Annotated in this window: 24 protein-coding genes; 14 read left to right on the top strand and 10 right to left on the bottom strand. The window is 72.6% G+C overall.

Translation table 11 applies throughout. The features are described from left to right. Positions 1 to 17: 17 nt before the first annotated feature. The 4 genes from FHX74_RS06820 (at position 18) to FHX74_RS06805 (ending at position 4,801) form a co-directional block, all read left to right on the top strand. The gene (locus FHX74_RS06820) at positions 18 to 833 is read left to right on the top strand and encodes an SDR family NAD(P)-dependent oxidoreductase (protein ID WP_182559337.1); all 816 of its coding nucleotides are present in this window, start codon (positions 18 to 20) and stop codon (positions 831 to 833) included. Between the two features lie 113 nt (positions 834 to 946). Next, positions 947 to 1,801: a lysophospholipid acyltransferase family protein gene (locus FHX74_RS06815; protein ID WP_328823677.1), complete on the top strand. Its 855-nt coding sequence runs from the start codon at positions 947 to 949 to the stop codon at positions 1,799 to 1,801. Then, a complete protein-coding gene (locus tag FHX74_RS06810) occupies positions 1,798 to 3,525 on the top strand; it encodes an FAD-binding oxidoreductase (RefSeq protein WP_182559336.1) in 1,728 nt (575 codons plus the stop codon). Before FHX74_RS06815 ends, FHX74_RS06810 begins: the two co-directional genes overlap by 4 nt. Positions 3,526 to 3,562: 37 nt before the next feature. Continuing rightward, positions 3,563 to 4,801: an MFS transporter gene (locus tag FHX74_RS06805; protein WP_182559335.1), complete on the top strand. Its 1,239-nt coding sequence runs from the start codon at positions 3,563 to 3,565 to the stop codon at positions 4,799 to 4,801. A 77-nt stretch (positions 4,802 to 4,878) separates the two neighbouring features. On the opposite strand, the gene FHX74_RS06800 is transcribed toward FHX74_RS06805, so the two are convergent. Next, positions 4,879 to 6,108: an MFS transporter gene (locus FHX74_RS06800; protein WP_182559334.1), complete on the bottom strand. Its 1,230-nt coding sequence runs from the start codon at positions 6,106 to 6,108 to the stop codon at positions 4,879 to 4,881. A 120-nt stretch (positions 6,109 to 6,228) separates the two neighbouring features. Here FHX74_RS06800 and FHX74_RS06795 point away from each other — a divergent pair, with 120 nt between their 5' ends. Further along, the gene (locus FHX74_RS06795; RefSeq protein ID WP_182559333.1) at positions 6,229 to 6,810 is read left to right on the top strand and encodes a TetR/AcrR family transcriptional regulator; all 582 of its coding nucleotides are present in this window, start codon (positions 6,229 to 6,231) and stop codon (positions 6,808 to 6,810) included. A gap of 68 nt (positions 6,811 to 6,878) precedes the next feature. On the opposite strand, the gene FHX74_RS06790 is transcribed toward FHX74_RS06795, so the two are convergent. Together FHX74_RS06790 and FHX74_RS06785 are read right to left on the bottom strand one after the other, a co-directional pair. Then, positions 6,879 to 7,607: a Type 1 glutamine amidotransferase-like domain-containing protein gene (locus FHX74_RS06790; protein ID WP_182559332.1), complete on the bottom strand. Its 729-nt coding sequence runs from the start codon at positions 7,605 to 7,607 to the stop codon at positions 6,879 to 6,881. A gap of 137 nt (positions 7,608 to 7,744) precedes the next feature. Further along, positions 7,745 to 7,918, bottom strand: coding sequence for an antitoxin (locus FHX74_RS06785; RefSeq protein ID WP_182559331.1), 174 nt, complete (start codon positions 7,916 to 7,918; stop codon positions 7,745 to 7,747). 127 nt (positions 7,919 to 8,045) lie between these two features. On the opposite strand from FHX74_RS06785, the gene FHX74_RS06780 reads away from it, so the two are divergent. The 7 genes from FHX74_RS06780 to FHX74_RS06750 all read left to right on the top strand — a co-directional run bounded on the left by FHX74_RS06780 (position 8,046) and on the right by FHX74_RS06750 (position 13,979). Next, positions 8,046 to 9,005, top strand: a complete 960-nt coding sequence (locus FHX74_RS06780; RefSeq protein ID WP_182559330.1) for an EamA family transporter — start codon at positions 8,046 to 8,048, stop codon at positions 9,003 to 9,005. Positions 9,006 to 9,202: 197 nt separating this feature from the next. Then, positions 9,203 to 9,751, top strand: a complete 549-nt coding sequence (locus FHX74_RS06775) for a cysteine dioxygenase (RefSeq protein ID WP_182559329.1) — start codon at positions 9,203 to 9,205, stop codon at positions 9,749 to 9,751. Next, positions 9,748 to 10,131 (top strand): rhodanese-like domain-containing protein, encoded by a 384-nt coding sequence (locus FHX74_RS06770; RefSeq protein ID WP_182559328.1) that lies wholly within the window; start codon positions 9,748 to 9,750, stop codon positions 10,129 to 10,131. Before FHX74_RS06775 ends, FHX74_RS06770 begins: the two co-directional genes overlap by 4 nt. A 34-nt stretch (positions 10,132 to 10,165) precedes the next feature. After that, positions 10,166 to 10,972, top strand: coding sequence for a ribokinase (locus tag FHX74_RS06765; RefSeq protein ID WP_182559327.1), 807 nt, complete (start codon positions 10,166 to 10,168; stop codon positions 10,970 to 10,972). After that, positions 10,969 to 11,742, top strand: a complete 774-nt coding sequence (locus FHX74_RS06760; protein ID WP_220483581.1) for an HAD family hydrolase — start codon at positions 10,969 to 10,971, stop codon at positions 11,740 to 11,742. Before FHX74_RS06765 ends, FHX74_RS06760 begins: the two co-directional genes overlap by 4 nt. Before the next feature lie 10 nt (positions 11,743 to 11,752). Beyond that, on the top strand, positions 11,753 to 12,865 hold the full coding sequence (locus FHX74_RS06755) for a lipid II:glycine glycyltransferase FemX (RefSeq protein WP_182559326.1): 1,113 nt from the start codon (positions 11,753 to 11,755) through the stop codon (positions 12,863 to 12,865). Between the two features lie 43 nt (positions 12,866 to 12,908). After that, complete coding sequence (locus FHX74_RS06750; RefSeq protein ID WP_328823676.1) at positions 12,909 to 13,979, top strand: alanine racemase; 1,071 nt, start codon at positions 12,909 to 12,911, stop codon at positions 13,977 to 13,979. 10 nt (positions 13,980 to 13,989) lie between these two features. Here the strand turns inward: FHX74_RS06750 and FHX74_RS06745 are convergent, their stop codons facing one another. After that, on the bottom strand, positions 13,990 to 14,574 hold the full coding sequence (locus FHX74_RS06745) for an ArsR/SmtB family transcription factor (protein ID WP_182559325.1): 585 nt from the start codon (positions 14,572 to 14,574) through the stop codon (positions 13,990 to 13,992). A 63-nt stretch (positions 14,575 to 14,637) separates the two neighbouring features. Here FHX74_RS06745 and FHX74_RS06740 point away from each other — a divergent pair, with 63 nt between their 5' ends. Next, complete coding sequence (locus FHX74_RS06740; protein ID WP_182559324.1) at positions 14,638 to 15,222, top strand: dienelactone hydrolase family protein; 585 nt, start codon at positions 14,638 to 14,640, stop codon at positions 15,220 to 15,222. Between the two features lie 27 nt (positions 15,223 to 15,249). Here FHX74_RS06740 and FHX74_RS06735 read toward each other — a convergent pair whose 3' ends face one another. Beyond that, on the bottom strand, positions 15,250 to 16,047 hold the full coding sequence (locus tag FHX74_RS06735) for a tyrosine-protein phosphatase (RefSeq protein WP_182559323.1): 798 nt from the start codon (positions 16,045 to 16,047) through the stop codon (positions 15,250 to 15,252). A gap of 36 nt (positions 16,048 to 16,083) precedes the next feature. Here FHX74_RS06735 and pip point away from each other — a divergent pair, with 36 nt between their 5' ends. Then, entirely contained in the window at positions 16,084 to 17,046 is a 963-nt protein-coding gene (gene pip / locus FHX74_RS06730) for a prolyl aminopeptidase (protein ID WP_182559322.1), read from the top strand. A gap of 20 nt (positions 17,047 to 17,066) precedes the next feature. On the opposite strand, the gene FHX74_RS06725 is transcribed toward pip, so the two are convergent. The 5 genes from FHX74_RS06725 to FHX74_RS06705 are packed head-to-tail and all read right to left on the bottom strand — an operon-like array spanning position 17,067 to position 23,096. Continuing rightward, positions 17,067 to 17,624: a hypothetical protein gene (locus tag FHX74_RS06725; protein ID WP_182559321.1), complete on the bottom strand. Its 558-nt coding sequence runs from the start codon at positions 17,622 to 17,624 to the stop codon at positions 17,067 to 17,069. A 38-nt stretch (positions 17,625 to 17,662) separates the two neighbouring features. Then, the gene (locus FHX74_RS06720; RefSeq protein WP_407941466.1) at positions 17,663 to 18,913 is read right to left on the bottom strand and encodes a hypothetical protein; all 1,251 of its coding nucleotides are present in this window, start codon (positions 18,911 to 18,913) and stop codon (positions 17,663 to 17,665) included. Next, positions 18,903 to 20,378, bottom strand: coding sequence for a glycosyltransferase family 87 protein (locus FHX74_RS06715; protein WP_235970340.1), 1,476 nt, complete (start codon positions 20,376 to 20,378; stop codon positions 18,903 to 18,905). The genes FHX74_RS06720 and FHX74_RS06715 overlap by 11 nt, the downstream gene beginning before the upstream one ends. Then, on the bottom strand, positions 20,378 to 22,684 hold the full coding sequence (locus FHX74_RS06710) for a transglycosylase domain-containing protein (protein ID WP_235970339.1): 2,307 nt from the start codon (positions 22,682 to 22,684) through the stop codon (positions 20,378 to 20,380). Before FHX74_RS06710 ends, FHX74_RS06715 begins: the two co-directional genes overlap by 1 nt. Next, complete coding sequence (locus FHX74_RS06705) at positions 22,677 to 23,096, bottom strand: DUF5318 family protein (RefSeq protein ID WP_182559319.1); 420 nt, start codon at positions 23,094 to 23,096, stop codon at positions 22,677 to 22,679. Before FHX74_RS06705 ends, FHX74_RS06710 begins: the two co-directional genes overlap by 8 nt. Between the last annotated feature and the right edge of the window lie 91 nt (positions 23,097 to 23,187).

The following is a 23,187-nucleotide window of genomic DNA, read 5'->3' as shown; positions in this document are numbered from 1 at the left end:
CTGGTTAAGGTGGCCAGATGCCTGAGCCCGCACCCAACCCGTCCGCGTCCCGCGCCCTGGTGACCGGCGGGACGTCGGGGATCGGCGCCGCGTTCGCCGACGAGCTGGCCGCCCGCGGCACCGACCTGGTGCTGGTCGCACGCGACGAGGCGCGGCTGGCCGAGCAGGCCGAACGGCTGCACCGCCGGTTCGGGATCGACGTCGAGGTGCTGCCCGCCGACCTCGCCGACCGCGACCAGGTCGAGCGGGTCGCCGCCCGGCTCCGCCAGGACGACCGGGCCGTGGACCTGCTGGTCAACAACGCCGGCTTCGGCGTCCACAGCCGGATCTGCGTCGACGACTTCACCCCGCACGACCGGGCGATCGAGGTGATGGTCCGCGCCGTCGTCGTGCTCGCCGGCACCGCGGGCCGGGCGATGGCCGCGCGGGCCGAGCGGGGTGAACCGGCGGGCCGGATCATCAACGTCGGGTCGACCGCCGGCTACGTCACCATGGGCGTCTACTCCGCGGTGAAGTCGTTCGTCGGCGTCTTCACCGAGGGGCTGGCCAACGAGCTCGCCGGCACCGGGGTCGGGGTCACGCTGCTGATGCCCGGCTGGGTCCGCACCGAGTTCCACGCCCGCGCCGGGATCAACGCCGGCCGGATCCCCGAGCCGCTCTGGCTCGAGGCCGGTCCGCTGGTGCGGCAGGCCCTCGACGACTCCGAGGCCGGCCGGGTCATCTCGATCCCGAGCGTCCGCTACCGGGTGCTGATGGCGGCGGCCCGGCTCGCCCCGCGACCCGCGATCCGGGCGGTCTCGGCGAAGTTGTCCTCGAGTCGGAGGCCGCACTAGGGTGCCGCGGATCGCACCCGGCGAGCCACCGCCCGGACCCCACGGCCGACTGGCCCGGCGGCAGCCTGCTCCACCGAGCCGGTTCCACGCCGAGTAAGGAATAAGGTACGAAGGTGCCCCGCAGTCGTTACACCTCGCCGGTGCACGCGAGCGCCCGCTTCGTGGCGCAACGGATGTTGCTCAAGCCACTGGTGTGGTCACTCACCTCGGTGACCGTCCGCGGCCGCGAGCACCTCGACGGGCTCGAGATGCCCTACGTGGTGGTCTCCAACCACTCCTCGCACCTCGACGCGCCACTGGTGATGGGCGCCTGGCCGCGCCAGCAGAGCCGTTATCTGGCCGCCAACGCCGCCGCCGACTACTTCTTCGACGTGACCTGGCGCAAGGCGCTCACCGCGCTGTTCTTCAACGCCTTCCCGGTCGACCGGACCGGCCTGCGCGGCCGCGGCGGGATGGCCACCAAACTGCTCGACGACGGCGTCCCGCTGGTCATCTTCCCCGAGGGCACCCGGTCCAAGGACGGCCAGCTCGGCCGGTTCACCCCGGGGGCGGCGGCGCTCTGCGTCAGCCGCAACGTCCCCTGCGTCCCGGTCGCGCTGGTCGGCGCCTACGAGGCGATGCCCAAGGGCACTAACTGGCCGCGCCGCGGGCGCCCGCCGGTCACCGTCAACATCGGCGCCCCGCTGCGACCCGAGCCGGGCGAGACCGTGCTCCAGTTCGCCGAGCGGATGACCGCCGCCGTCCGCGCGCTGTTCACCGAGATCGACAAACCGGTGACCACGCTCACCCGCCGGCAGCTCCGCGGCAAGGCCCGCGGCGTCAAGCGCGGGGTCAACGGCCACCAGGGGAGCAACGGCACCGCCCAGCGGTCCCTCTCCCCCTCCGCACTCCCCCGCCCGGACGCCCGGCACCGGCCCGGTGCGGCGAACCCGGGCAACCCGCAGGTCAGACAGAAAGAGGACGCATGACCGACGCCGAGACCACCCCGACCACCAGCAGCCCCGGCGGGAGCACCGACAGCACGGTGGAGCCGCAGGTCAAGCACATGAAGTGGTGGGGCTGGGGCGTCGAGGGCGTCAGCTTCCGGCACGACGACAAGCCGAAGTTCGCCGCGTTCGTGCAGAAGGTCATCGACCTCGACGTCACCACGCCGGGCAACCCGATGCTCACCTTCGAGGAGCTGCCGATCCCGGAGCCGAAGGTCGGCGACGACGTCCTCGCCCGGCTGCGCTCGACCCTCGGCGAGCAGCACGTCCACACCGACCCGATGAGCCGGATCGTCCACACCTACGGCAAGAGCCTGCGCGACCTGGTGAAGATCCGCGCCGGCATCCTGCCCCGCGTCCCCGACGTGGTCGTCTACCCGGCCGACGAGGACCAGGTGCAGGCCGTGGTCGACCTGCTGGTCGAGTCCGACGCGGTGATCATCCCGTTCGGCGGCGGCAGCAACATCGCCGGCAGCCTCGAGCCGCCGCCCGCCGAGACCCGCACCGTGGTCTCGCTCGACATGGGCCGGCTCGACAGGGTGGTCGACGTCGACGAGGACTCCGGGCTGGCCCGGATCCAGGCCGGCGTGCTCGGCCCGGACATGGAGAAGCAGCTCAACGCCCGCGGCTGGACCATGGGCCACTTCCCCGACAGCTTCACCCACTCCACCCTCGGCGGGTGGGTGGCCACCCGGAGCTCGGGGATGCAGTCGGACAAGTACGGCGACATCGCCGACATCACCCGCGGTCTGCGGGTCGTCCAGCCGGGCAAGAAGATCGTCATCCGGCCGCTGCCGAGCACCTCGACCGGGCCCAGCGTCCGCGAGATGATCCTGGGCAGCGAGGGCCGGCTCGGCGTGATCACCGAGGTGACGGTCAACGTCCACCGGCTGCCCGAGGAGCGGCTGGTCCTGGGCTACCTGTTCCCGAGCTGGAGCGCCGGTCTCGCCGCGATGCACGCCATCTCGGTCAGCGACGCCAGCCCGTCGATCACCCGGGTCTCCGACGCCGGCGAGACCGCGTTCAGCTTCGCCACCCGGAAGAAGAGCTCCGGCCTCTCCTCGGTGGTCAGCAACGGGCTGATGGCCGTGCTCAAGCGCCGCGGCTGGGACCTCGACCAGGTGTGCCTGAGCTTCATCGGCTACGAGGGCGGCAAGGACCACGTCGCCCGGCAGCGGTCGATGGTCAAGAAGATCGTCTCCGAGCACGGCGGGATCGTGCTCGGCAAGGGGCCGGGCGAGCTCTACGACCAGAAGAAGTTCGACACCCCCTACATCCGCGACTTCCTGCTCGACCGCGGCGCGGCCGGCGACGTCAGCGAGACCGCGGCGCCGTGGTCGAAGCTCAAGGGGCTCTACGACAACGTGGTCGCCTCGGCGCACCGCGCGTTCGACCAGATCGGCGTCAAGGGCTGGATCATGTGCCACCTGTCGCACAGCTACCACTCCGGCGCCTGCCTCTACTTCACCTTCGCCTTCAAGCAGGACCCGCACGAGGCGATCGCGCAGTACGACGTGGTGAAGTCCGCGATCCAGCAGGCGTTCATCGAGAGCGGCGGCACGCTGTCGCACCACCACGCGGTGGGTACCGAGCACGCCCGCTGGCTGGCCGACGACCTCAGCCCAGCCGGCGCCGAGCTGATGGGCGGTCTGTTCGACGCCGCCGACCCGGGGCACCACTTCAACCCGGGCAAGATCACCGGCTGACCCTGGTCGGTCGGTCCGACCCGACGTGGAGCAACGGATGAGCCCCCGGCTGCGCGAGCACCGGGGGTTCGTCGCGTTCTGGACCGGGACGACGGTCTCGGCGTTCGGGTCGGCGCTCACCGGTCTGGCGCTGCAGACGCTGGTGCTGACCCGGCTCGGCGGCAGCACCACCGACGTCGGCCTGGTCAACGCGGCCCGCTGGGTGGCGTACGCGGTGGTGGGACTGGTCGCCGGCAGCTGGCTCGACCGGGTCCGGCGCAAGCCGGTGCTGATCGGGACCGACCTCGGCCAGGGGCTGGTGCTGGGGACGATCGCGGTGCTGGCCCTGACCGGCCACCTGGGGATCCCGGGCCTGGTCGGGTTGATGACGGTCTTCGGCCTGCTCGCGCTGTTCGGCGACGCCGCCTACCAGGCGATCACCCCGCAGCTGGTGCCGCGTCCGCTGCTGACCCGGGCCAACACCCGGCTGCAGCAGAGCGGTGCGGTGGCCGCGACCGGCGGCCCCGCGCTGGCCGGGGTGGTGATCGCCGCCGTCGGGCCGCCGCTGGCCCTGCTGGCCGACGCGGTCTCCTACCTGCTCAGCGCGGTGGCGATGACCCGGCTGCCCACGCTGCCGTCACCGGACCGCGCCGGGCGCCGCGCGCTGCGGCACGAGGTCGTCGAGGGGCTGCGGTGGATCTACGGCCACCGCGAGCTCGGCCCGCTGACCCTCAACACCCACCTGTGGTTCGTCGCCTACACCGGCTGGAACACCGTGCTGGTCGCCTGGGCGCTCCGCGGGCTCGGGCTGGACGTGCTGGTCATCGGGGTCTGCCTGGCCCTGGGCAGCGTCGCCGCGCTGGTGACCACCACGGTCAGCGAGCGGTTCTCCGACCGGTGGGGCGTCGGCCAGACGGTGCTGGTGTCCAGGATCGGCTACCTGCCCGGGGTGCTCCTGCTGCTGGCCACCCCGACCCGTGACGGGTGGGCCACCGTGGCGGTGTTCGCCGCCGCGCAGGTCGTGGTCGGAGCGGCGTTCGGGCTCGAGGGACCGGCCGAGATCAGCTTCCGGCAGGCGGTCACCCCGGACCGGCTGCAGGGCCGGACCAACGCCACCGGCCGGTCGGTCAACCGCAGCATGATCGTCCTCAGCGCCCCGCTGGCCGGGCTGCTGGCCGACCGGGCGGGGATCCCGGCGACGCTGTGGGTGGTGGCGGCGCTGTTCGCCGTGGTCGCCGGCTGGCTCGCGCTCACCCCGGTCCGTACCGCCCTGATGCCCGACGGACCGATCCGCTGAGAACCCGGCACTCGACGACGGCCGGGCCGGTCGCTCACGCTCAACGGCCCCGGCGCGCGCCGTCGAGTGCGGGAGAATCAGCGGGTGGCGCGTCGGAGCGAGACGTAACCGAGCAGCACCAACCCCGCCACCGCGGCCAGGTAGCCGGTGGCCACGTCGTCGACCGGGAGCCCCAGGCTGACCAGCACCCCGGCGAGGACGGCGGGCAGCCCGAGCCCGGCGTAGCTGACCAGGTAGGCCGCCGAGAGCAGACCGGGCCGCTCGTCCGGGGCGGCCAGCGAGACCACCGACCGCATCGCTCCCTGCAGGGCGCTGCCGAAACCCGCGCCGGCCGGCACGGTGGCGACCAGGTAGACCACGGGCAATCCGAGCAGCAGGCCGCCGACCAGCCCGACCAGGCCGACGAGCAGCGTCAGCACCCCGACCAGCATCGTCCGGGCGGCGGTCAGGTCGCGCAGCACCACGGTGGCCACCGTGGCCACGGTGGCCAGCAGGAAGAGCCCGAGCCCACCGAGCAGCACCGACGGCGAGTGCGCGAGCCGGCGGATCAGCACCGGACCGAGCGAGCTGAAGAAACCGGGCAGCGCCCAGACCGCGAACAGCACCGGCGCCACCGCGACGAACGCCGGCCGCACCCGGCCGGGCACCGCGACCGTCGGCCGCAGCGACCGGCGCAGACCGGGACGGCGCGGCGAGGACTCACCGATCCGCAGCAGCGCCACCGCCTGGACGGTGAAGACCCCGACCAGCACCAGGTAGACCAGGTGGGTCGGCCAGGGCAGGTAGGCGACCAGCAGCGCGGCGAGCAGCGAGCCCGTCCCGGTGCCGACGCCGGGCGCGGCCGCGCTGGCCAGCGTCCCGCGCTCGCGGTGCGCCTCGATCATCAGCGCACCCAGGGTGCCGAGCGCGGCTCCGGCCGCCAGCCCCTGGAGCACCCGGCCGACGAAGATCGGCGGGTAGCCGTCGGCCCCGGCGAAGAGCAGCAGCGCGGTGGTCTGCAGGGCCAGCGCGGCGAGCAGCACCGGGACCCGGCCCAGGTGGTTCGAGACCTCGCCGAGCACCAGCAGCCCGACCAGCACCGCGCCGGCGTAGGTGGCGAAGGCCGCCGTGGTGACCAGCGCACCGCCGTGCCAGACCGCCCCGTAGTGGGCCCACAGCGGCACCGGAGCCGCCGACGCGGCCAGGAACGACACCACCATCGACAGCGGCAGCGCCAGGGCGCCGGAGCGGCGGGCGTGCCGCGGCCGGACTCGCTCGACCGGTGCGGCTACGACGCTGACCTCAGGGCAGTCGGTGGTGACGGTCATGAAGAGCTCCTCGACTAGACAGATCTGTCTACTCGGAGGAGACTGGCACACAACAGACAGGTCTGTCTACCTGTCTCGGCGATAAAGTGGACAGACCGGTCTACCGACGAGGAGACGACCATGGCAGTCAGCACCGCGACCCGGGTCAGCGCCCGCGAGCGCATCCTGGAGACAGCCAACCGGCTGTTCTACGCCGAGGGCATCCAGACCATCGGCGTCGACCGGATCATCGACGAGGCGGGGGTGGCCAAGGCCTCGCTCTACAAGACCTTCGGCAGCAAGAACGCGCTGATCGCGGCCTACCTCGACAGCCGTCACCAGGCGATCCTCGAGCGGATGCACCGGGCCATGGCCGACGTCGAGAGCCCGCGCGACAAGGTGCTGGCGGTCTTCGACTCGCACGCCGCGGTCTTCCGGCGGGCCGACTACCACGGCTGCCCCTTCGCCACCGCGAGCGCCGAGTCGACGCCCGGCGACGGCGTCGACGAGGCCACCCGCCGGTTCCGGCGCGCGGTGCGGGGCCTGTTCCGCGACCTGGCCGCCGAGCTCGGCGCCGACGACCCGGAGGCGCTGGCCCGCCGCCTCCAGCTGGTCTACGACGGCGCCAGCCTGTCCGCCCGGATCGACCGCGACCCCTCGATCGCCGACGACGCCCGCGCCGCCGCCGAGCTGCTGCTCGACACCGCCGCACCCTCGGCCTGAAGGCCCTTCGACGGGCTCAGGGCACCGTGGTCACGTCGACCGCGCCCTGAGCCTGTCGAAGGGCGGGCTCAGAGCCGACGGGTGTCCAGGGGCTCCTCGACGGCGGTGCCGTCCGGGCCGGGGTCGATCCGGTAGGCCAGCGCGCCGTCGGTCTCGCTGACCGCCTCGACCAGCTCGGTCCCGCGGTAGAGCAGCCCGGCGCCGTCGTCGGTGGCGTAGCCGGGCGGCAGCGTCCCGTCCGCGACCAGTGACTGGAGCAGCGGTCGCCGCTGCGCTTCGGCGTCGTAGTGGACGCCGTTGCTGTACGGGAGGAGCCCGAGCCCGTTCGTGACCGGACGCAGCTCGGGGCCGAACGAGTCGGTGGTGCCGCCGGCGTGCCAGCAGATCGACCCGGCGGAGATCCCGGTCAGCACCACCCCGGCCTGCCAGGCGTCCCGGAGCGCGGTGTCCCAGCCGTGCAGCCGCCACATCGCCAGCAGTCCGGCCACGCTGCCGCCCATCACCCAGACGACGTCCTGCTCGAGCAGGTGCGCGGCCGGGTCGGGCAGGTTGGGCATCGAGAACGCGGTCAGGTGGCTGGCCTGCCAGCCCGCGAGCATCGCCGCCTCGGTGAGCCAGTGCAGCACCACCGGGTTGTCACCGGTGGCGGTGGCCAGGAAGCAGACCCGCGGCGCCCGGCCGGTCACCCCGGCCAGGTCCACGGCCAGCCGGCTCAGCGCGGAGAACTCGTACCGGGTGCGCCGTCCGGGCGCGAGCCCGCCTGAGGTGGCGAGGATGGTCGGGGCGTCGGCGGTCACGGCGGCAGCCTAGACAGCCGCGCCGGACCGGCGCCCGTCCATTTCCGGGTCATCGTGCCGAGGACCGCGCTCACACGACGAACGCCCCGCGGAACGGTGTCCGCGGGGCGTTCGTGGTCTCGTGACAGGAACGAGGGTTACTCGTTGCCGACCTGGCGGTCGACGGCGTCGCCGGCTTTGTCCAGCTTGTCGTCGTACTTGCCGCCGGTCTTCTCCGAGCCGAACTCCTTCGCCTTGTCGATGGCGGAGTCGCTCGTCTCCTCGCCCTTGTCGTTGTTCAGGGCGTTCTTCGCGTCATCGAGCAAACCCATCGCGTCTCCTCTCGTCGGATCGGCGTCGGACGGTGCCGACCTTCACTTCGCACAGTAGACCCGCGGTCCCTCGTCCACCCAGGGCCTCCCGGCGAATACCGGTCGACGCAGGCCCGAGGATGGAGCCGTGCCCGTACGCGACCGTCTGCTCGCCCTGCTGGTCGCCGTCTGCTGGGGGCTCAACTTCCCCGCCACCGCGATCGCTCTGGAGCACTTCCCGCCGCTGCTGATGGTCGCCGTCCGGTTCGCGCTGCTCGCCGTGCCGACGATCCTCTTCGTCCCGCGGCCGCGGGTCCGGCTGCGCTGGCTGCTCGGCGTCGGGCTGGGGATCGGGCTGCTCCAGTTCGCCTTCCTCTACCTCGGGATGGCCGCCGGGATGCCGAGCGGGCTGGCCTCGCTGGTGCTGCAGGCCTCGGCACCCTTCACCGTGCTGCTGGCCGGCTTCTTCCTGCACGAACGGATCACCCGCCGGCAGGCGATCGGGATCGGGGTGGCGGTGCTCGGGTTGGCCGCCATCGCCGTGCACCGGGCGCAGGTCGCCGCGCTGCTCCCGGTCGTGCTGACCCTCTGCGGTGCGCTCGGCTGGGCGATCGGGAACGTCTGCAGCCGTCAGGCCCGGGCGCCGAAGCCGCTGCACCTCACCCTCTGGATGTCGGTGGTGCCGCCGGTGCCGGTGTTCCTGCTGTCGCTGGCGGTCGAGGGGCCGCAGCGGATCGCCGGCGCCTTCACCGGGCTGGCCCGGCTGTCCGCCCTGCCCTCGGTGCTCGGCCTGCTGTACGTGGTGCTGGTGGCCACGGTCGTCGGGTACGGCATCTGGACCACCCTGCTGGCCCGGCACCCGTCGAACCAGGTGGCCCCGTTCTCGATGCTGGTCCCGGTGATCGGGGTGCTGGCCAGCTGGGCGATCTTCGGCGAGCAGCCCGACCTGGTCGAGCTGGTCGCCGGCGTCGCCGTGGTCGGCGGCGTACTGGTGGCCAGCCGCCCGCCTCGACGGCGGTCCGAACCGGCGGACGGACCGGTCGGCGGACCAGCGGGCGAGACCGCCGGCGAGGTCGTTGACGCCACCCAGGACGTCCGCCTACCGTGACCCGCACCTGAGCGACCCCGGAGGACCAGTGACCCGACCGCACGACCGGACGGACTCGGCGACGCCGAGCACCGGGTGCCGTCGGCTGCACGTGGACCTTCGCCGGACCGCCAGCGCGACGTGTCGCTGACGCGAGCCTGACCTCCGCGTCCCACGTCCGCCCGGCCGGCGTCCCGGCCACACCCGAGAGACCACCCATGTCCCCGTCGTCCTCGTCGTCCTCGCTGTCCGTTCCCGCTGCTGCCCACACCGACGCACTCCCCACCTCCTCCACCGACCCGGGGCTGGCCCTGCGCCGGCTGCTCGCCGAACCCGACCGCTGGCGTCCCCGCCTCGACCACGACCTCGGTCCGCACGCAGGCGCCGGCCCGGTCCGGGTGCTGCTCGAGGAGACGGCGGACGTCGAGCTCTGGCTGCTCCGCTGGGCGCCCGGCCAGGGCAACGGCTGGCACAGTCACGGCGACAGCCACGGCGCGTTCGTCCCGGTGCTCGGCACCCTGACCGAGTGGGTGGCCGGCAGCACCGACCCGGTCCGCCCGCCGCGGATCCAGGGGCAGCGGCTGGTCGAGACCGGCCACGTCCGCACCTTCGGCATCCCGCACGTCCACCACGTGATCAACGCCAGCCCGGAGCCGGCGGTCAGCCTGCACGCCTACGGCCCGGCCCTGACCGAGATCACCCGGTACGCGGTGGTCGGCGACCTGCTCGACGTGGTCGAGGACCGGCGGCTCGGGGTGACCCGGTGACCGCGCTCGCCGTCCCCCCGGCACCCGGCGCGACCCAGCCGCGGCCTGTCCCGCCGTTGCTCAGCCCGGCCGAAGCCGCCGCGGCCTGGATCGCGGGTGCGGTGCCGGTCGATCTGCGCACCACCGCCGAGCGGCGTCGCGACGGCCTGCTGCCCGGCGCGGTCGACGACCCGGAGGCGGCCGGCGGACGTCCGCTGCTGCTGGTCTGCGCCGACGGTCGGCGGGCCGCTGCGCTGGCAGCACGGCTCCCGACCGGGACGGCGTCCGTGGTGGTCGGCGGGTTCGCGGGCTGGCGGGCCGCGGTCTGGCGCCGCTGGGGCGAGGTGCTGCTGATCGAACCCGACGTGCCGGTCACCCGTTTCTTCCGCGCGCTCGGCTGAGATCCGCCGGCCGGCGGTGCGAGAGGATGCCGCCATGAGCGGACACGTCGTGGTGGTCGGGTCGGTCAACATCGACGTGGTGGTCCGGGTGTCGCGCCAGCCCGAGCCGGGCGAGACGCTGGTCGGCTCCGGACTCCAACGCACCTACGGCGGCAAGGGGGCCAACCAGGCGCTGGCGGCGGCCCGGTCGGGCGCCCGGGTGAGCATGGTCGGTCGCGTCGGCGCCGACGACGACGGCCGCGACTACCGCCGTCGGCTCGCCGACCGCGGGGTCGAGGTCGACGCCGTGCTCGAGACCCCCGACGTGCCGACCGGCCAGGCGCACATCCGGGTCAGCGACGACGGCGAGAACACCATCGTGGTGATCGCCGGTGCCAACGGCCGGGTCACCGCCGAGGACGTCCGTGCCCGGGCGGAGCTGATCGCCTCGGCCGACGTCCTGCTGCTCCAGCTCGAGGTGCCGGCCGACGCCGTCCGGGCGGCGCTCGAGCTGGCCCGCGAGCACCACGTCACGTCGATCCTCAACCCGTCGCCGGTGACCGACCGGGCGGCCGAGCTGGCCGAGCTGGCCGACGTGGTGATCGTCAACGAGGGTGAGCACGAGCAGCTCGGCGACCTCACCGACCCGGTGATCACCCGCGGCGCGGACGGGGCCGGCTGGGGCAACGCGAGCGCGCGCCCGCCGAAGACCGACGTGGTCGACACCACCGGCGCCGGAGACACCTTCGCCGGGTCGCTGGCCGGTGCGCTGGCCCAGGGACTCGACCGAGCCGAGGCCCTCGAGCGCGCGGTCCGCGATTCCGCCGAGGCCACCACCTGGCCCGGCGCCCAGCCCGCGTGACCTCCCCGACGCCCGCTGAGCCCGTCGAAACGCCCGCCGAGCCCGTCGAAGCGCCCGCTGAGCCCGTCGAAGCGCTGGTCCTCGACCTCGACGACACCCTGTTCGACCACACCGGCTCGGCCCGCGACGCGCTCGCCGCCTGGCTGCCCGGCCTCGGCGCGGAGGCGACGCCGGAGCTGGTCGACTTCTGGTTCCGGGTCGAGGAGGTCCACTTCGAGAGCTGGCGCAGCGGGCGGATCAGCTTCGCCGAGCAACGCCGCCGCCGGCTCCGCGACCTGCTCCCCGTCCTCGGGCACCCGGTCGGCACCGACGACGAGCTCGACGCGACCTTCGAGGGCTTCCGCAGCCGCTACCAGGCGTGCTGGCGGCCGTTCCCCGACGTCCACCCGACGCTGGCGCGGTGGTGGCGCCGGGTGCCGATCGCGGTGCTGACCAACGGGTCCGACGTCCAGCAGCGTGCCAAGGTCGCGGCGATCGGGGCGACGCCGTACCTGGTCGACGTGTTCACCGCCGAGGCCCTCGGCACCCCGAAGCCCGACCCGCGGAGCTACCGGACGGTCTGCGCCGCGCTCGGCGTCCCCCCGGAGCGGGTGCTGCACGTCGGGGACCGGTACGACCTCGACGTGGTCGCGGCCCGGGCCGCCGGCCTGCAGGCCGTCCACCTCGACCGATCCGGCACCGGACCCGATCCCGACGCCGTCCGCAGCCTCACCGCGCTGCATCCTCCCGCGCCGGAGGTGGATCGGGGCTCGGCCGCCGCGAGTCGGTAACCTCGCGCAGGTGAGTCTCCAGGTCCGGCCGATCAGCACCGACCAGCACCGTGCGTTCAACGACTCACGCCCCAGCGTCAGCTTCCTGCAGACCCCGGCCTGGGCGCAGGTGAAGAGCGAGTGGGGTCACGAGTCGATCGGCTGGTACGACGGCTCGGAGCTGGTCGGTGCCGGCTTGGTGCTGCACCGGCGGCTGCCGCGGATCGGCCGCTCGCTGGCCTATCTGCCCGAGGGTCCGGTGATCGACTGGGAGAGCGACGACCTCGACGCCTGGCTGGCCCCGATGGTCGCCCACCTGAAGCGCCGCCGGGCCTTCGCCGTCCGGCTCGGCGGACCGGTCGTCCTCCGCCGCTGGAACGCCGACACCACCAAGGCCGCCATCGCCGACCCGACGATGACGCGGATCGGTGACGCCCCGCCGGATCACCTCAACACCGCCGGCGTCCGGGCCCGCAACCAGCTCCGCCACCTCGGCTGGCGACCGCCGCGCGACGGCGAGGGCTTCGCCGCCGGCCAGCCCAAGTTCGTCTTCCAGCTGCCGCTGGCCGACCGGACCGAGGACGAGCTGCTGGCCGGGATGAACCAGCTCTGGCGGCGCAACATCAAGAAGGCCGCCAAGGCGGGGGTGACGGTCACCCGCGGGAGCGTCGACGACCTGGCCGCCTTCCACGCGATCTACACCGAGACGGCCGCCCGCGACCACTTCACCCCGCGACCGCTGAGCTACTTCCGCACCATGGTCGAGGCGCTCACCGCCGAGGACCCGGACCGGATCCGGCTCTACCTGGCCCACCACGAGGGCGACCTGATCGCCGCCACCACCTGGGTCCGGGTCGGCGAGCACGCCTGGTACTCCTACGGCGCCTCCACCACCGCCAAGCGCGAGTTCCGTGGCTCGAACGCCGTCCAGTGGCAGATGATCCGGGACGCTCGCGAGGCCGGTGCGACCGTCTACGACCTGCGCGGGATCACCGACAGCGTCGATCCCGACGACCCGCACATCGGGCTGATCCAGTTCAAGGTGGGCACCGGCGGCCAGACCGTCGAGTACCTCGGCGAGTGGGACCTGCCGCTCAACCGGCCGCTCTACGCCGCCTTCGACCTCTACCTCCGGCGCCGCTGATCGACCCGCGGCGCCCGGAACCCGCCCGACTACGCTGAGCGGCGTGACGGGACTGACGCTGCGGCTGGACGGCGACGGCTGGCGCACCCATCTCCGCGACGTCGCCGCGAACACCCCCGGTCTGGTCCCGGTGATCAAGGGCAACGGCTACGGGTTCGGCCTGCGCCGGCTGGCCCAGGAGGCCGCCGGGCTCGGCGTCGACACCGTCGCGGTCGGCGTGGCCGCCGAGGTGGAGACCGTCCGCGAGGTCTTCGGCGGCAGCATCGTGGTGCTGCACCCGTGGCAGGCCGGTGATCCGCTGGCCACCGAGCTGGCCTCCGACCCGCGGGTGATCACCACCGTGTCGACGGTCGAGCACCTGGCCATGCTGGCCGGCAGCGGACCGTCGCCGCGGGTGCTACTCGAGGTGCTGACCTCGATGCGGCGGCACGGCATCGTCCCCGAGCGGCTGGCCGAGACCGCCCGACAGCTGGAGGCGCTCAACCACGGCGGCGTGAAGTTCGAGGGCTGGACGATCCACCTGCCCCTGCTCGAGAAGGGCCGCTACGCCGAGGCGCAGCGGCTCGGGCGGGCCGCGCTCGCGGCGCACCCGGGCACGCTCTGGCTCTCGCACCTGCCCTCGGCCGAGGCGATGGCGCTGTCCCGCGAGCTGACCGGCGCCGACGGCCGCCCCGCCCCATTGCGGCAGCGGGTCGGCACCCGGCTCTGGCTCGGGGCGGCGGACTCGCGCTCGACCACCGCGACCGTGCTCGACGTCCACCCGGTCCGCCGCGGCGAGCGGATCGGCTACCGGCAGCGGCTGGTGCCCGCCGACGGCTGGGTGCTGGTCATCGCGGGCGGCACCTCGCAGGGGGTCGGGCTGGAGGCGCCGACGTCGGCGTCGAGCATCCGGCAGCGCGCGGTCGCGCTGGCCACCGGCTCGCTCGAGGCCACCGGGCTCGCGCTCAGCCCCTACACCGTCGCCGGGCGCAAGCGCTGGTTCCTCGAACCGCCGCACATGCAGTCGAGCATGGTGTTCCTCCCCGGCAAGGAGACCCCACCCGCGGTCGGCGACGAGGTCCCGGTCGAGCTCCGGCTGACCACCGCCACCGTCGACCACATCGTCGAGTCCTGACCCCGTCCGCTCAGACCGGCTCGGACGATTCGGGCTCGGGCAGGGTCGGGGCGTCGGTCGGGTAGAGCCCGGCCGCGAAGCCGAACACCTCGTCGCCGGAGCGCGGGATCTGGGCGAACTTGCGGGACAGCTCCTGCACCTCGGCCCAGAACGCCCGCACCTCGTCCCGCGGGATCCGGGCGTGCAGCAGCAGGCAGCGCAGGTCGTCGGCCTGCTGCGCGGGCACCGACTCGGCGGCGGCCTCGGCCAGTGCGTTGATCGAGCCCACCAGGGCCTGGTCCTCCGCGTTGGTGAGCACCCCGATGTAGTAGGTCCGGGCCACCCGGCCGTAGAACCGCTCCTCGATCGCCCGGACCCGGCGGGTGCGCACCACCTTGAGCAGCCCCGCCTCGGTCAGCAGGTTGACGTGGTAGGCCACCGTGCTCTTCGGACGGCCCACCGCGGCCGCCAGTTCGGTGACGGTGGCGGCGCGCTCCAGCAGCAGCTCGAGCAGCTGGCCGCGTAGGTCGTCGCCGAGCAACCGCAGCTGCTCGGTCGCCGTCACGACCAGCAGGTCGTCGAGCGGGTAGTCGGGGATCGAGATGTTGACCGCCATCTCCTCAATGATCTAGATTCTTGGATCATTCCACAACGTCCGTACGATCAAGGAGTTTAGGACATGGCTGACGTCGTCCTCTTCCACCACGTCCAGGGTCTCACCGACGGCGTCCGCGCCTTCGCCGAGCAGCTCGGCGCCAGCGGGCACACCGTGCACACCCCGGACCTCTTCGACGGCCGCCGGGCCGACACCATCGAGGCCGGGCTCGCGCTGTCCAAGGAGATCGGCTCGGAGGAGGTCGAACGCCGCGTCGAGGCCGCGCTCGCCGACCTGCCCGACGAGCTGGTCTACGCCGGCATCTCCTGGGGCGTGATGACCGCGCAGGAACTGGCCCAGACCCGACCGGGTGCCCGCGGAGCCCTGTTCTACGAGTCGTGCCTCCCGATCACCGGGGAGTGGGCCATCGGTCCCTGGCCCGAGGGTGTCCCGGTGCAGATCCACGGGATGGACCACGACCCGTTCTTCGCCGAGGAGGGCGACCTGGACGCGGCCCGCGAGCTGGCCGCCACCGTCGGCGAGGGCGCCGAGGTGTTCACCTACCCCGGCGACCACCACCTGTTCGTCGACTCGACGCTACCGACCTACGACGCCACCGCGACCGCGTTGGTGCTCGAGCGCTCGCGTCAACTGCTCGACCGGATCTGAGCCGAGGCTCGGGGTCGGGACGACGGATCAGCCGAGGTCCGGGCGCAGCTTGGCCCGGATCCGGCTGGTGTCCTCCTCGGTCCAGCCCATCCCGGCGAGCATCTGCTGCACCGAGCCGTGTTCCTGCTCGATGTAGTCGAGGAAGGCGCGCATCGTCTCCGGGTGGCTGTAGTGGCTCTCGATCGGCCGGTCGCGCAGGTTGTCGGCGTAGGTCGGTGAGGCGAGCAGCCGGTCGAGGATCGCCTGGGCCCGTTCGGTGCTGGCCGCGTAGTCGGCGGTGACCGCGTCCGGGTCGGCACCGGCCAGCAGCAGGGCCAGCGCGATGATCGTCCCGGTCCGGTCCTTGCCGGCGGCGCAGTGCACCAGCACCGCCCCCTCGGCCGCCCCGATTTCGCGCAGCGAGGCGAGCACCGAGTCGGGCCGGTCGACCAGGTAGGACAGATAGATCGAGGCCGTCGGGTGCTCCATCGAGACCGTCGGCGTGAGCTCGACCCAGGGCAACGCCTTGGCGGTGTTCGCGGCCAGGTGCTCGAGGTCGCGGCTCGACTCGTCCTCGCGGAACAGCGAGTGGTGGTGGACGGCGACGCCGTCGGCGCGCATCATCGGCCCCGGCCCCTCGGCCTGCACCTCGATGTCGCTGCGCAGGTCGATCACGTCGGTCAGGTGCAGCTCCCGCAGCCGGGCCACGTCGGACTCGCTGAGGGTCTGCAGGTTGTCCGAGCGCAGCAGCACCCCGTCGGCGATGGCACCCCCGTCGGTGGTCGGCGTCCCGCCGACATCGCGCAGGTTGGCCAGTCCCTCGAGCTCGATCCACCGTGGTTGCACGGCCCGAGTCTAGGAAACGGCGCTCATACTGAGCCGGTGCCCTACCCGCCGATCGAGCCCTACGCGACCGGGATGCTCGACGTCGGAGACCAGAACGCGATCTTCTGGGAGTGCTCGGGCAACCCCGACGGCAAGCCCGCGGTGGTGCTCCACGGCGGGCCCGGCTCCGGGCTGCGCCCCGGCCCGCGCAAGAGCTTCGACCCGACGCGCTACCGGATCGTCCAGTACGACCAGCGCGGCTGCGGGCGGAGCACCCCGCACGCCTCCGACCCGGCGACCGACCTCGGCGTCAACACCACCGCGCACCTGGTCGCCGACCTCGAACGGCTCCGCGAGCACCTCGGCGTCGACCGCTGGCTGGTGTTCGGCGGTTCCTGGGGTTCGACCCTGGCGCTGACCTACGCCACCCGCTACCCCGAGCGGGTCAGCGAGCTCATCCTGATCGGGGTCACCACCGGCCGGCACAGCGAGATCGACTGGCTCTACCGCGGGGTCCGGCGGTTCTTCCCCGAGGCGTGGGAGCGTTTCCGCGACGCGGTGCCCGAGGAGCTGCGCGGTGACGGGCTCGACGCTTTCGGGCTGCTCCGCGGCTACACCCGGCTGATGGACGACCCCGACCGCGAGGTCCGCGCCCGCGCCGCCGCGGCCTGGTGCGCTTGGGAGGACGCGGTGCTGTCGACCGAGGAGTACGGCTCCCCCACCGCCTACAGCGATCGGATCGGCGACGACCGGCTCGCGTTCGTCCGGATCTGCGCGCACTACTTCAGCCACCGGGTGTTCCTGCCCGACGACGTGATCTTCGACCGCGCCGACCGGCTGGCCGGGATCCCCGGGGTGATGCTCCACGGTCGGGCCGACCTGAGCGGACCCGCGGTCAACGCCTGGGAGCTCAGCCGGCTCTGGCCGGACGCTGAGCTGACGGTCTTCGGTGGTGCCGGGCACAAGGGGAACGAGGCCATGGGCGCGGCACTGCTGGCCGCGACCGACCGGTTCCGATGACCAGCCGGCGGTGATCGGGCTCAGGTGATCAGGTCGGGTCGGACGCCGTAGATCGTCCGGTCGACCATGCTGTGCGCGTGCAGCGTCCAGATCAGCAGCGCCAGCGCGGCCGGGAACGCCACCCAGAAGGCGATCCCGATCGTGGTCGGGGCGCGGGCGGCGTCGAGCGCGACCTTCCCGAGCACCGTGGTCGAGATGCCGAAGGTCAGGAAGATCGACCCGATCAGCAGGAACACCCACAGCCAGCGGTTGACCTCGGCCGAGGCCAGGATCCAGGCCGAGAGCACCACCATCAGCAGCCCGAGCTGCCACACCCCGAGCCCGAGGAAGGTCACCGTGAAGCCGAGCCCGACGGTGTCCGGGTCGGCGGTGGGCACCGAGCGCGAGGTCACCTCGAGGAACGAGACCGCCGTGCCGGGCAGCCAGCGGTAGCTGGGCGGGCGCGACAGGATCGCGACGTTGGGCAGGAAGAAGCTGACCGCGAGCATCAGCCCGATCACGCCGAGCAGGATGCCCCGGGCCTTGCGCGGCAGCAGCGGCGTCGCCTCGTCGTCCGCCGTCCGCTCCCTGCCTCGCACCCGGCCAGGATAGGGGCCGCGGGTGCGCGCGCCCGGCGTCACGACGCCCAGTGCCCGGTGAAGAACAACCAGCTCCACCACAGCATGAGTACGGCGCCGGCGACGAACAGCGTGACCACCGCCGTCCGGTGCAGCACCCGTGGGACGCGCCGGCGCGGGCGCCACCGCCCCCACTCAGCCAGCATGATCCACAGCGGGAACCAGAGCAGCAGGGCCCGGTTGACCGAGAAGAACCAGTAGGACAGCGAGAACGCCAGCACCTGCACCCCGACCCAGCTGGCCTCGGCCCACCGCCGGCGGACCAGGCACCAGACCGTGACGCCGACACCGATCGCCATCGAGGCCATCTCGCCGCGGAACACCCAGGCCCAGTAGGGGTGGTCGGCGTAGGCGCCGGGCACGATCGCCGGGATGGTGTTGAGGAACGACTGCCAGGGCCAGGTGAAGCTGCGCACCCACCCGGTCGACTGCGCGTGGTACCAGGCCGTCCAGCTCCCGGTGAGCGTGTGCAGGTAGGTGGCGAACCCGGCCAGCACCGCCGTCGGCAGCAGCATCAGCGCCAGCTTCCGCCCCACCCCTGAACGTTGGTGCCTCGAGCCTGTCGAGAGACCCCAACCGCTCCCTGAGCCTGTCGAAGGGCCTGCGCTGGTCGAAGGGCCTGATCCGCTCGCACGGCGGCTGGTGATGATCATGACCACCAGCGCCCCGACCAGGAACAGCCCGGACACCCGCACCGTGCAGGCCAGCCCGGCCAGCACCGCCGCGGCCACCCAGCGGTCGGCGCGGGCACGTTCCCAGGCCCAGAACGCGGCCGCGCAGAACAGCGACTCGGTGTAGGGCACGGTGGTGAAGACCGCGGTGGGGGCGAACAGCCAGGCCACCGCCGCCCACGGTCCTCCGAGCCGGGCCAGCGCAGCCGCCGCGGCGATCGACCCGGCGGTCGCCAGCACGATGCCGGTGACCTGCACCGGGACGCCGAGCAGCAGCCCGCCGCGGAGCAGCAGCGGCAGCCCGGGGAAGAAAGCCATCAGCTTGCCGCTCGGGTCGGCCAGGTAGCCGCCGCGGGCGAGCGCGACGAAGTGCTGGACGTCCCAGTTGCTCACCTGGTCACCGAGCCGGTAGCCCTGCAGCGCGAGCAGCAACGCGACCAGCGCGATCAGTCCGCGGCTGGCCAGCCAGGCCTGCGCGACGGTCCGGACCGCCGGGGCGCGGAGCCGGGACCGCAGACCGGCCACCCGCTCGGCGCGGACGCTGGGTCCGCGTTCGCGCAGCCCGGCCTCAGCGGTCACCGCTGACCGCCTCGCGGCCCGGTCGCAGCAGCGCGGTCAGCCAGCGGGCGTCCGGGGCGCCGTCGAGCAGGCCGCCGCCAGGGTCGTCGATCAGGGCATGAGTGCCGTCGCGACGCGGCGGTCCGACCGCGCGCGGGGTCCGCACGGGGTCGTGCTCGGGCCGCAGGATGTCGCGGACGACGAACCCGGCGATCACCAGCTCGACGACGATCCGGACGATGACCGCCAGCCAGTAGGTCCGGTCCGGCCCGCCGTTGCCCGGGCCGAGCACGCCGTCGAGGTGCCACCAGATCGCCCCCCAGTAGAAGAGCTCGGCGCTGGTGAACAGCAGCCAGTCGCGCCAGCGCGGCCGGGCCAGCACCAGCAGCGGCAACAGCCAGAGCACGTACTGCGGGGAGTAGACCTTGTTGGTCACCAGGAAGACCACGACGACCAGGAAGGCCACCTGGCCGAACCGCGGCCGGCGCGGCGACACCATGATCAGCACCCCGATGGCCAGGCAGCCGACCAGCAGCAGCCCGGTGCTCACCGCGTTGAGCGAGGGCACCGGGTGCCCGGCCAGGCTGAACACGTACCAGAGCGAGCCGAGGTCACCCTGCCGGTCGCTGTTGAACTGCCAGAAGTAGAGCCACGCGTCGGGCGCGACGATGATCACCGGCAGGTCGACGACCAACCAGGCGATCGCCGCGCCGCCGAAGGCGCGGGCGAAGGCGGGCATCCGGTTGCCGCGCAGACAGAGCAGCAGCAGCGGTCCGAGCAGCAGCACCGGATACAGCTTGGCCGCGGTGGCCAGCCCGATCAGCACCCCGGCGGCGGTCGGTCGGCGGCGCGACCAGAGCAGCAGCGCGACCGACGTCAGGGCGACCGCGAACAGGTCCCAGTTGATCAGTCCGGTGGCCGCGACGCAGGGCGACGCGGCGACCATCAGCGCGTCCCACGGCCGGCCGCGGACGGTGCGCAGCTGGGCGCCGACCACCACCGCGAAGCAGGCGAAGAGCAGCACCTGGTTGACGTCGAAGAAGACGTTGGAGGAGTCGAGCTGCTGCTGGCTGCTCAGTCCGACTCCGACCTGGGCGCCGAAGACCCGGGCGATCACCGCCTCGACCTGGAGGAACCAGCCGGTCAGCGTCGGGTACTCGAGGATCGGGTAGTCGCCGCTCTGCAGGTAGGGGACGTTGCCGAGCACGAAACCGCGGTCGCGGTAGAGGATGCCGATGTCCGAATAGCACATCAGCTTGAAGGCGTCCGGGTAGTGCGCGGCGTCGGTGGTGCGGCACGGGAGTCGCTGCACCATCCCGACCAGCCAGGTGAGAGTGGCGACGACCATCACCGCGACGGCGGCGTTCGGGGCGCTCTTGACCGCCGAGGCGTGCTGCCCGAGCGGACCACCGATCCGGGCGCTGAGCCGACGGGCGAACCCGTCGGTGTCGGCCGGGGCCTCGATCACCGCCCCGGGTCGACTCATCAGCCGTTGCCCGAGGTGCTGCCCGCCGGGCCGGCCGCGCTGCTGGTGCCGGTCGCGTTCTCGCCGTTGCGGCCGCGGCCGGGCGGTTCGGGAGAACCGCTGCTGCTGCTCGAGCTGGAGCTGGGGGCGGGGGGTTCGGGCGTGCGGCTCGACTCCGGGGCGCTGGCCGAGCTGGCCGGCGCGCTCGGGGTCTCCGAGGGGGTGGCGCTGGGGGTCGGGGTGGAGCTCGGCGTCTTCGACGGCGTCGGGGTGGCGCTGGTCGGCGGGGCGCTGGTCGCCGGCGGCGGACCGTCGGTGTTGACCCAGGCCGGGTCGGGGAACTTCTCGATGCTCTGGCCCTGGGTGGCGACCTGCATGTAGTCGAGCCAGGTGCGGGCCGGGTAGGTGGCGCCGTAGAAGGTGGTGTCACCGGGCTGGCGGTAGGGATCGAGGCTCGCGCTGCCGCTGTTGCCGGCGACGTACATCACCGCGGTGGAGATCTGCCTGGTGTAGCCGACGAACCAGGAGGAGTTGACGATGTTGCCCTGGCCGGGGGTGTCGACCCCGTTGGTACCGGTCTTGCCGGCCACCGGACGGCCGAGGGCCTGGACGACCCGGCCGGTGCCCTGGTCGACCACGCTCGACAGTGCGTAGGTGGTGTCGGCGGCGACGTCCTTGCTGACCGCCCGGTTGGTCTTCGGGTCGGCCTTGTAGACGAGGTTGCCGTTGTGGTCGTAGATCGCCTTGATCACGTGGACCGGGACGTGCACGCCCCCGTTGGCGAAGGTCGCGTAGGCCGAGGCCAGGTTGAGCGGGCTGACCTCGGGGGTGCCGATCGGGACGTTGCGCTCGGCCGCGTCCCAGCCGGTGGTCTTCGGGGCGCCGGCGTCCTCGGCCACCTTCTCGACCGCCGCCCTGCCGTCCTTGAGCTGGGTGATCAGGTCGACGAAGGCGGTGTTGATGCTCAGCGCGGTGGCCCGGATCAGGTTGACCGCATAGCCGTACTGGTCGTTGTTCTCGTTGCGCACCGGGATCGGGTCACCCGGCAGGTACCAGGTGTTGCCGTGGAAGGTCGAGCGCAGGCTGAAGCCGTTCTCGAGCCCGGCGGCCAGCGTGAACGCCTTGAAGGTCGAGGCGGTCGGCCGGTGGGTGGTGGCCCAGTTGCGGGAGTTGTCGATGTAGTTCGGGCCGCCGTACATCGCGCGGACGGCACCGGTCGAGACGTCGACCGAGGCGACCGCGGCGTGCAGGGTCGAGGTCTTCCGACCGGCGTTGCCGGCGGCGATCTTGGTGTACTTCTGCGCCGCCTCGACCGCGGCGTCCTCGCTCTTCTTGTCGAAGGTGGTGACGATCTTGTAGCCACCGCCCTGCACCTGGCTCTCGTCGAGCCCGATGGTGCCCAGCTCGTCCTCGACCGCCTTGAGCAGGAAGCCCTGCGGACCGCCGTAGCGCTCCGGGGTCTTGATCTTCGGGAACTTGGGCAGCGCCTTGGCGTACTGCGCCTCCTGCGCGGGCGTGATGTTGCCCGCCTGCCGCATGCCGTCGAGGACGTAGCGGTAGCGGTCGAGCAGCCGCGGGCGGTTGTCCGGGTCGTCGGGGTCGAAGAGGGAGGGATTGTTGATCACGCTGGCCAGCACGGCGGCCTGCGGCACCGACAGCTTCTTGGCGTCGATCCCGAAGTAGGCCTTGCTGGCGGCCTGGATGCCGTAGGCACCGTGGCCGAAGTAGATGGTGTTGAGGTAGTCGCGCAGGATGTCCTGCTTGGGGACGCTGCGGCCGAGCTTGGCGGCGAGGAAGATCTCCTTGATCTTGCGCGACACCGTCTGGTTCTCGGTGAGGTAGAGCACCTTGATGTACTGCTGGGTGATCGTCGAGCCGCCCTGCAGGCTGCCGCCGCGGGCGATGTTGAGGGCCGCACGGGCCATGCCGCTGATCGAGATGCCGGGGTCGGTCCAGAAGGTCCGGTTCTCGGCCGCGACGATCGCTTCCTTGATGCTGGCCGGCATCTCGTCGTAGCTGATCGACTGCCGGTTCTGGATGGCCAGGCTGGAGAGCTGGGTCTTGCCGTCGTCGTAGTAGACGAAGGTGGTGTTGGTGGTGAACGCCTTGTTGGGGTCGGGCACCTCGGTGCGGAGATAGCCGACCGCGAGGGCGCCGAAGCCGAGCACCATGCAGATGGCGACGACCAGGGCGGTGATCCCGAAGAACCGGCCGACCTTCTGGCCGCGGGTGCGCTTCGGCTTCCGCTTCCCGGGCTTCGCGGAGCCGGAGGCGGGCGCGCCGGAACCCCGGCGAGGGGTCTTCCCGCCGGTGGTGGGTTCAGCCATAGATGTCCTCGACGGTCTGCTGGCGCCGCGGCGGCTTGCGCTTGACGCCGTCGCCGAGCAGGTACGACATGATCATGTGGTTCCAGCGGCAGTCCAGGCAGACCTCGACGACGACCACCTTGAACTCGCCGTACTCGTGCGCCATCTCCTCGAGCTCGGGGGTGCGCTTGATCCGGCCGGAGTACTGCCCGAGCTGGTCGCCGAAGGTGTAGTGGAGCAGCGTCAGCTTCTCCGAGCGGCAGACCGGGCACGGGCTGTCGGAAGGCTCGCCGTGGTACTTGGCGCTGCGCACCAGCATCGGGTCCGCGTCGCAGACGTCGGGGCGCGAGAGGGTGCGCGACGGTCGCCGCAGCGCCTCGAGGGTCGACCGGCGCTGCAGCGCGTAGTCGATGACCTCGCGCTGGGACCACATGGCACCCCAGGGTACGTGGTGATCGTTTGACCGGGCGAGTCTCCACGAGGGTTACTCAGCGATGCGCTAGTCGGCGCGAAGCGGCGGGTCG

Origin of the sequence: Microlunatus kandeliicorticis (assembly GCF_014137855.1) — a bacterium.
Classification (GTDB): Bacteria; Actinomycetota; Actinomycetes; order Propionibacteriales; family Propionibacteriaceae; genus Microlunatus; species Microlunatus kandeliicorticis.
The sequence above is the reverse complement of the archived record's forward strand: the minus strand, read 5'-3'. Positions and strand labels throughout refer to the sequence as shown.

Excerpts from the sequence above, each read along its gene's own strand:
- FHX74_RS06820 (WP_182559337.1), top strand. The coding sequence starts at position 18 with ATGCCTGAGCCCGCACCCAACCCGTCCGCGTCCCGCGCCCTGGTGACC.
- FHX74_RS06810 (WP_182559336.1), top strand. The coding sequence starts at position 1,798 with ATGACCGACGCCGAGACCACCCCGACCACCAGCAGCCCCGGCGGGAGC.
- FHX74_RS06805 (WP_182559335.1), top strand. The coding sequence starts at position 3,563 with ATGAGCCCCCGGCTGCGCGAGCACCGGGGGTTCGTCGCGTTCTGGACC.
- FHX74_RS06800 (WP_182559334.1), bottom strand. The coding sequence starts at position 6,108 with ATGACCGTCACCACCGACTGCCCTGAGGTCAGCGTCGTAGCCGCACCG.
- FHX74_RS06795 (WP_182559333.1), top strand. The coding sequence starts at position 6,229 with ATGGCAGTCAGCACCGCGACCCGGGTCAGCGCCCGCGAGCGCATCCTG.
- FHX74_RS06785 (WP_182559331.1), bottom strand. The coding sequence starts at position 7,918 with ATGGGTTTGCTCGATGACGCGAAGAACGCCCTGAACAACGACAAGGGC.
- FHX74_RS06775 (WP_182559329.1), top strand. The coding sequence starts at position 9,203 with ATGTCCCCGTCGTCCTCGTCGTCCTCGCTGTCCGTTCCCGCTGCTGCC.
- FHX74_RS06765 (WP_182559327.1), top strand. The coding sequence starts at position 10,166 with ATGAGCGGACACGTCGTGGTGGTCGGGTCGGTCAACATCGACGTGGTG.
- FHX74_RS06745 (WP_182559325.1), bottom strand. The coding sequence starts at position 14,574 with ATGGCGGTCAACATCTCGATCCCCGACTACCCGCTCGACGACCTGCTG.
- FHX74_RS06740 (WP_182559324.1), top strand. The coding sequence starts at position 14,638 with ATGGCTGACGTCGTCCTCTTCCACCACGTCCAGGGTCTCACCGACGGC.
- FHX74_RS06715 (WP_235970340.1), bottom strand. The coding sequence starts at position 20,378 with ATGAGTCGACCCGGGGCGGTGATCGAGGCCCCGGCCGACACCGACGGG.
- FHX74_RS06710 (WP_235970339.1), bottom strand. The coding sequence starts at position 22,684 with ATGGCTGAACCCACCACCGGCGGGAAGACCCCTCGCCGGGGTTCCGGC.
- FHX74_RS06705 (WP_182559319.1), bottom strand. The coding sequence starts at position 23,096 with ATGTGGTCCCAGCGCGAGGTCATCGACTACGCGCTGCAGCGCCGGTCG.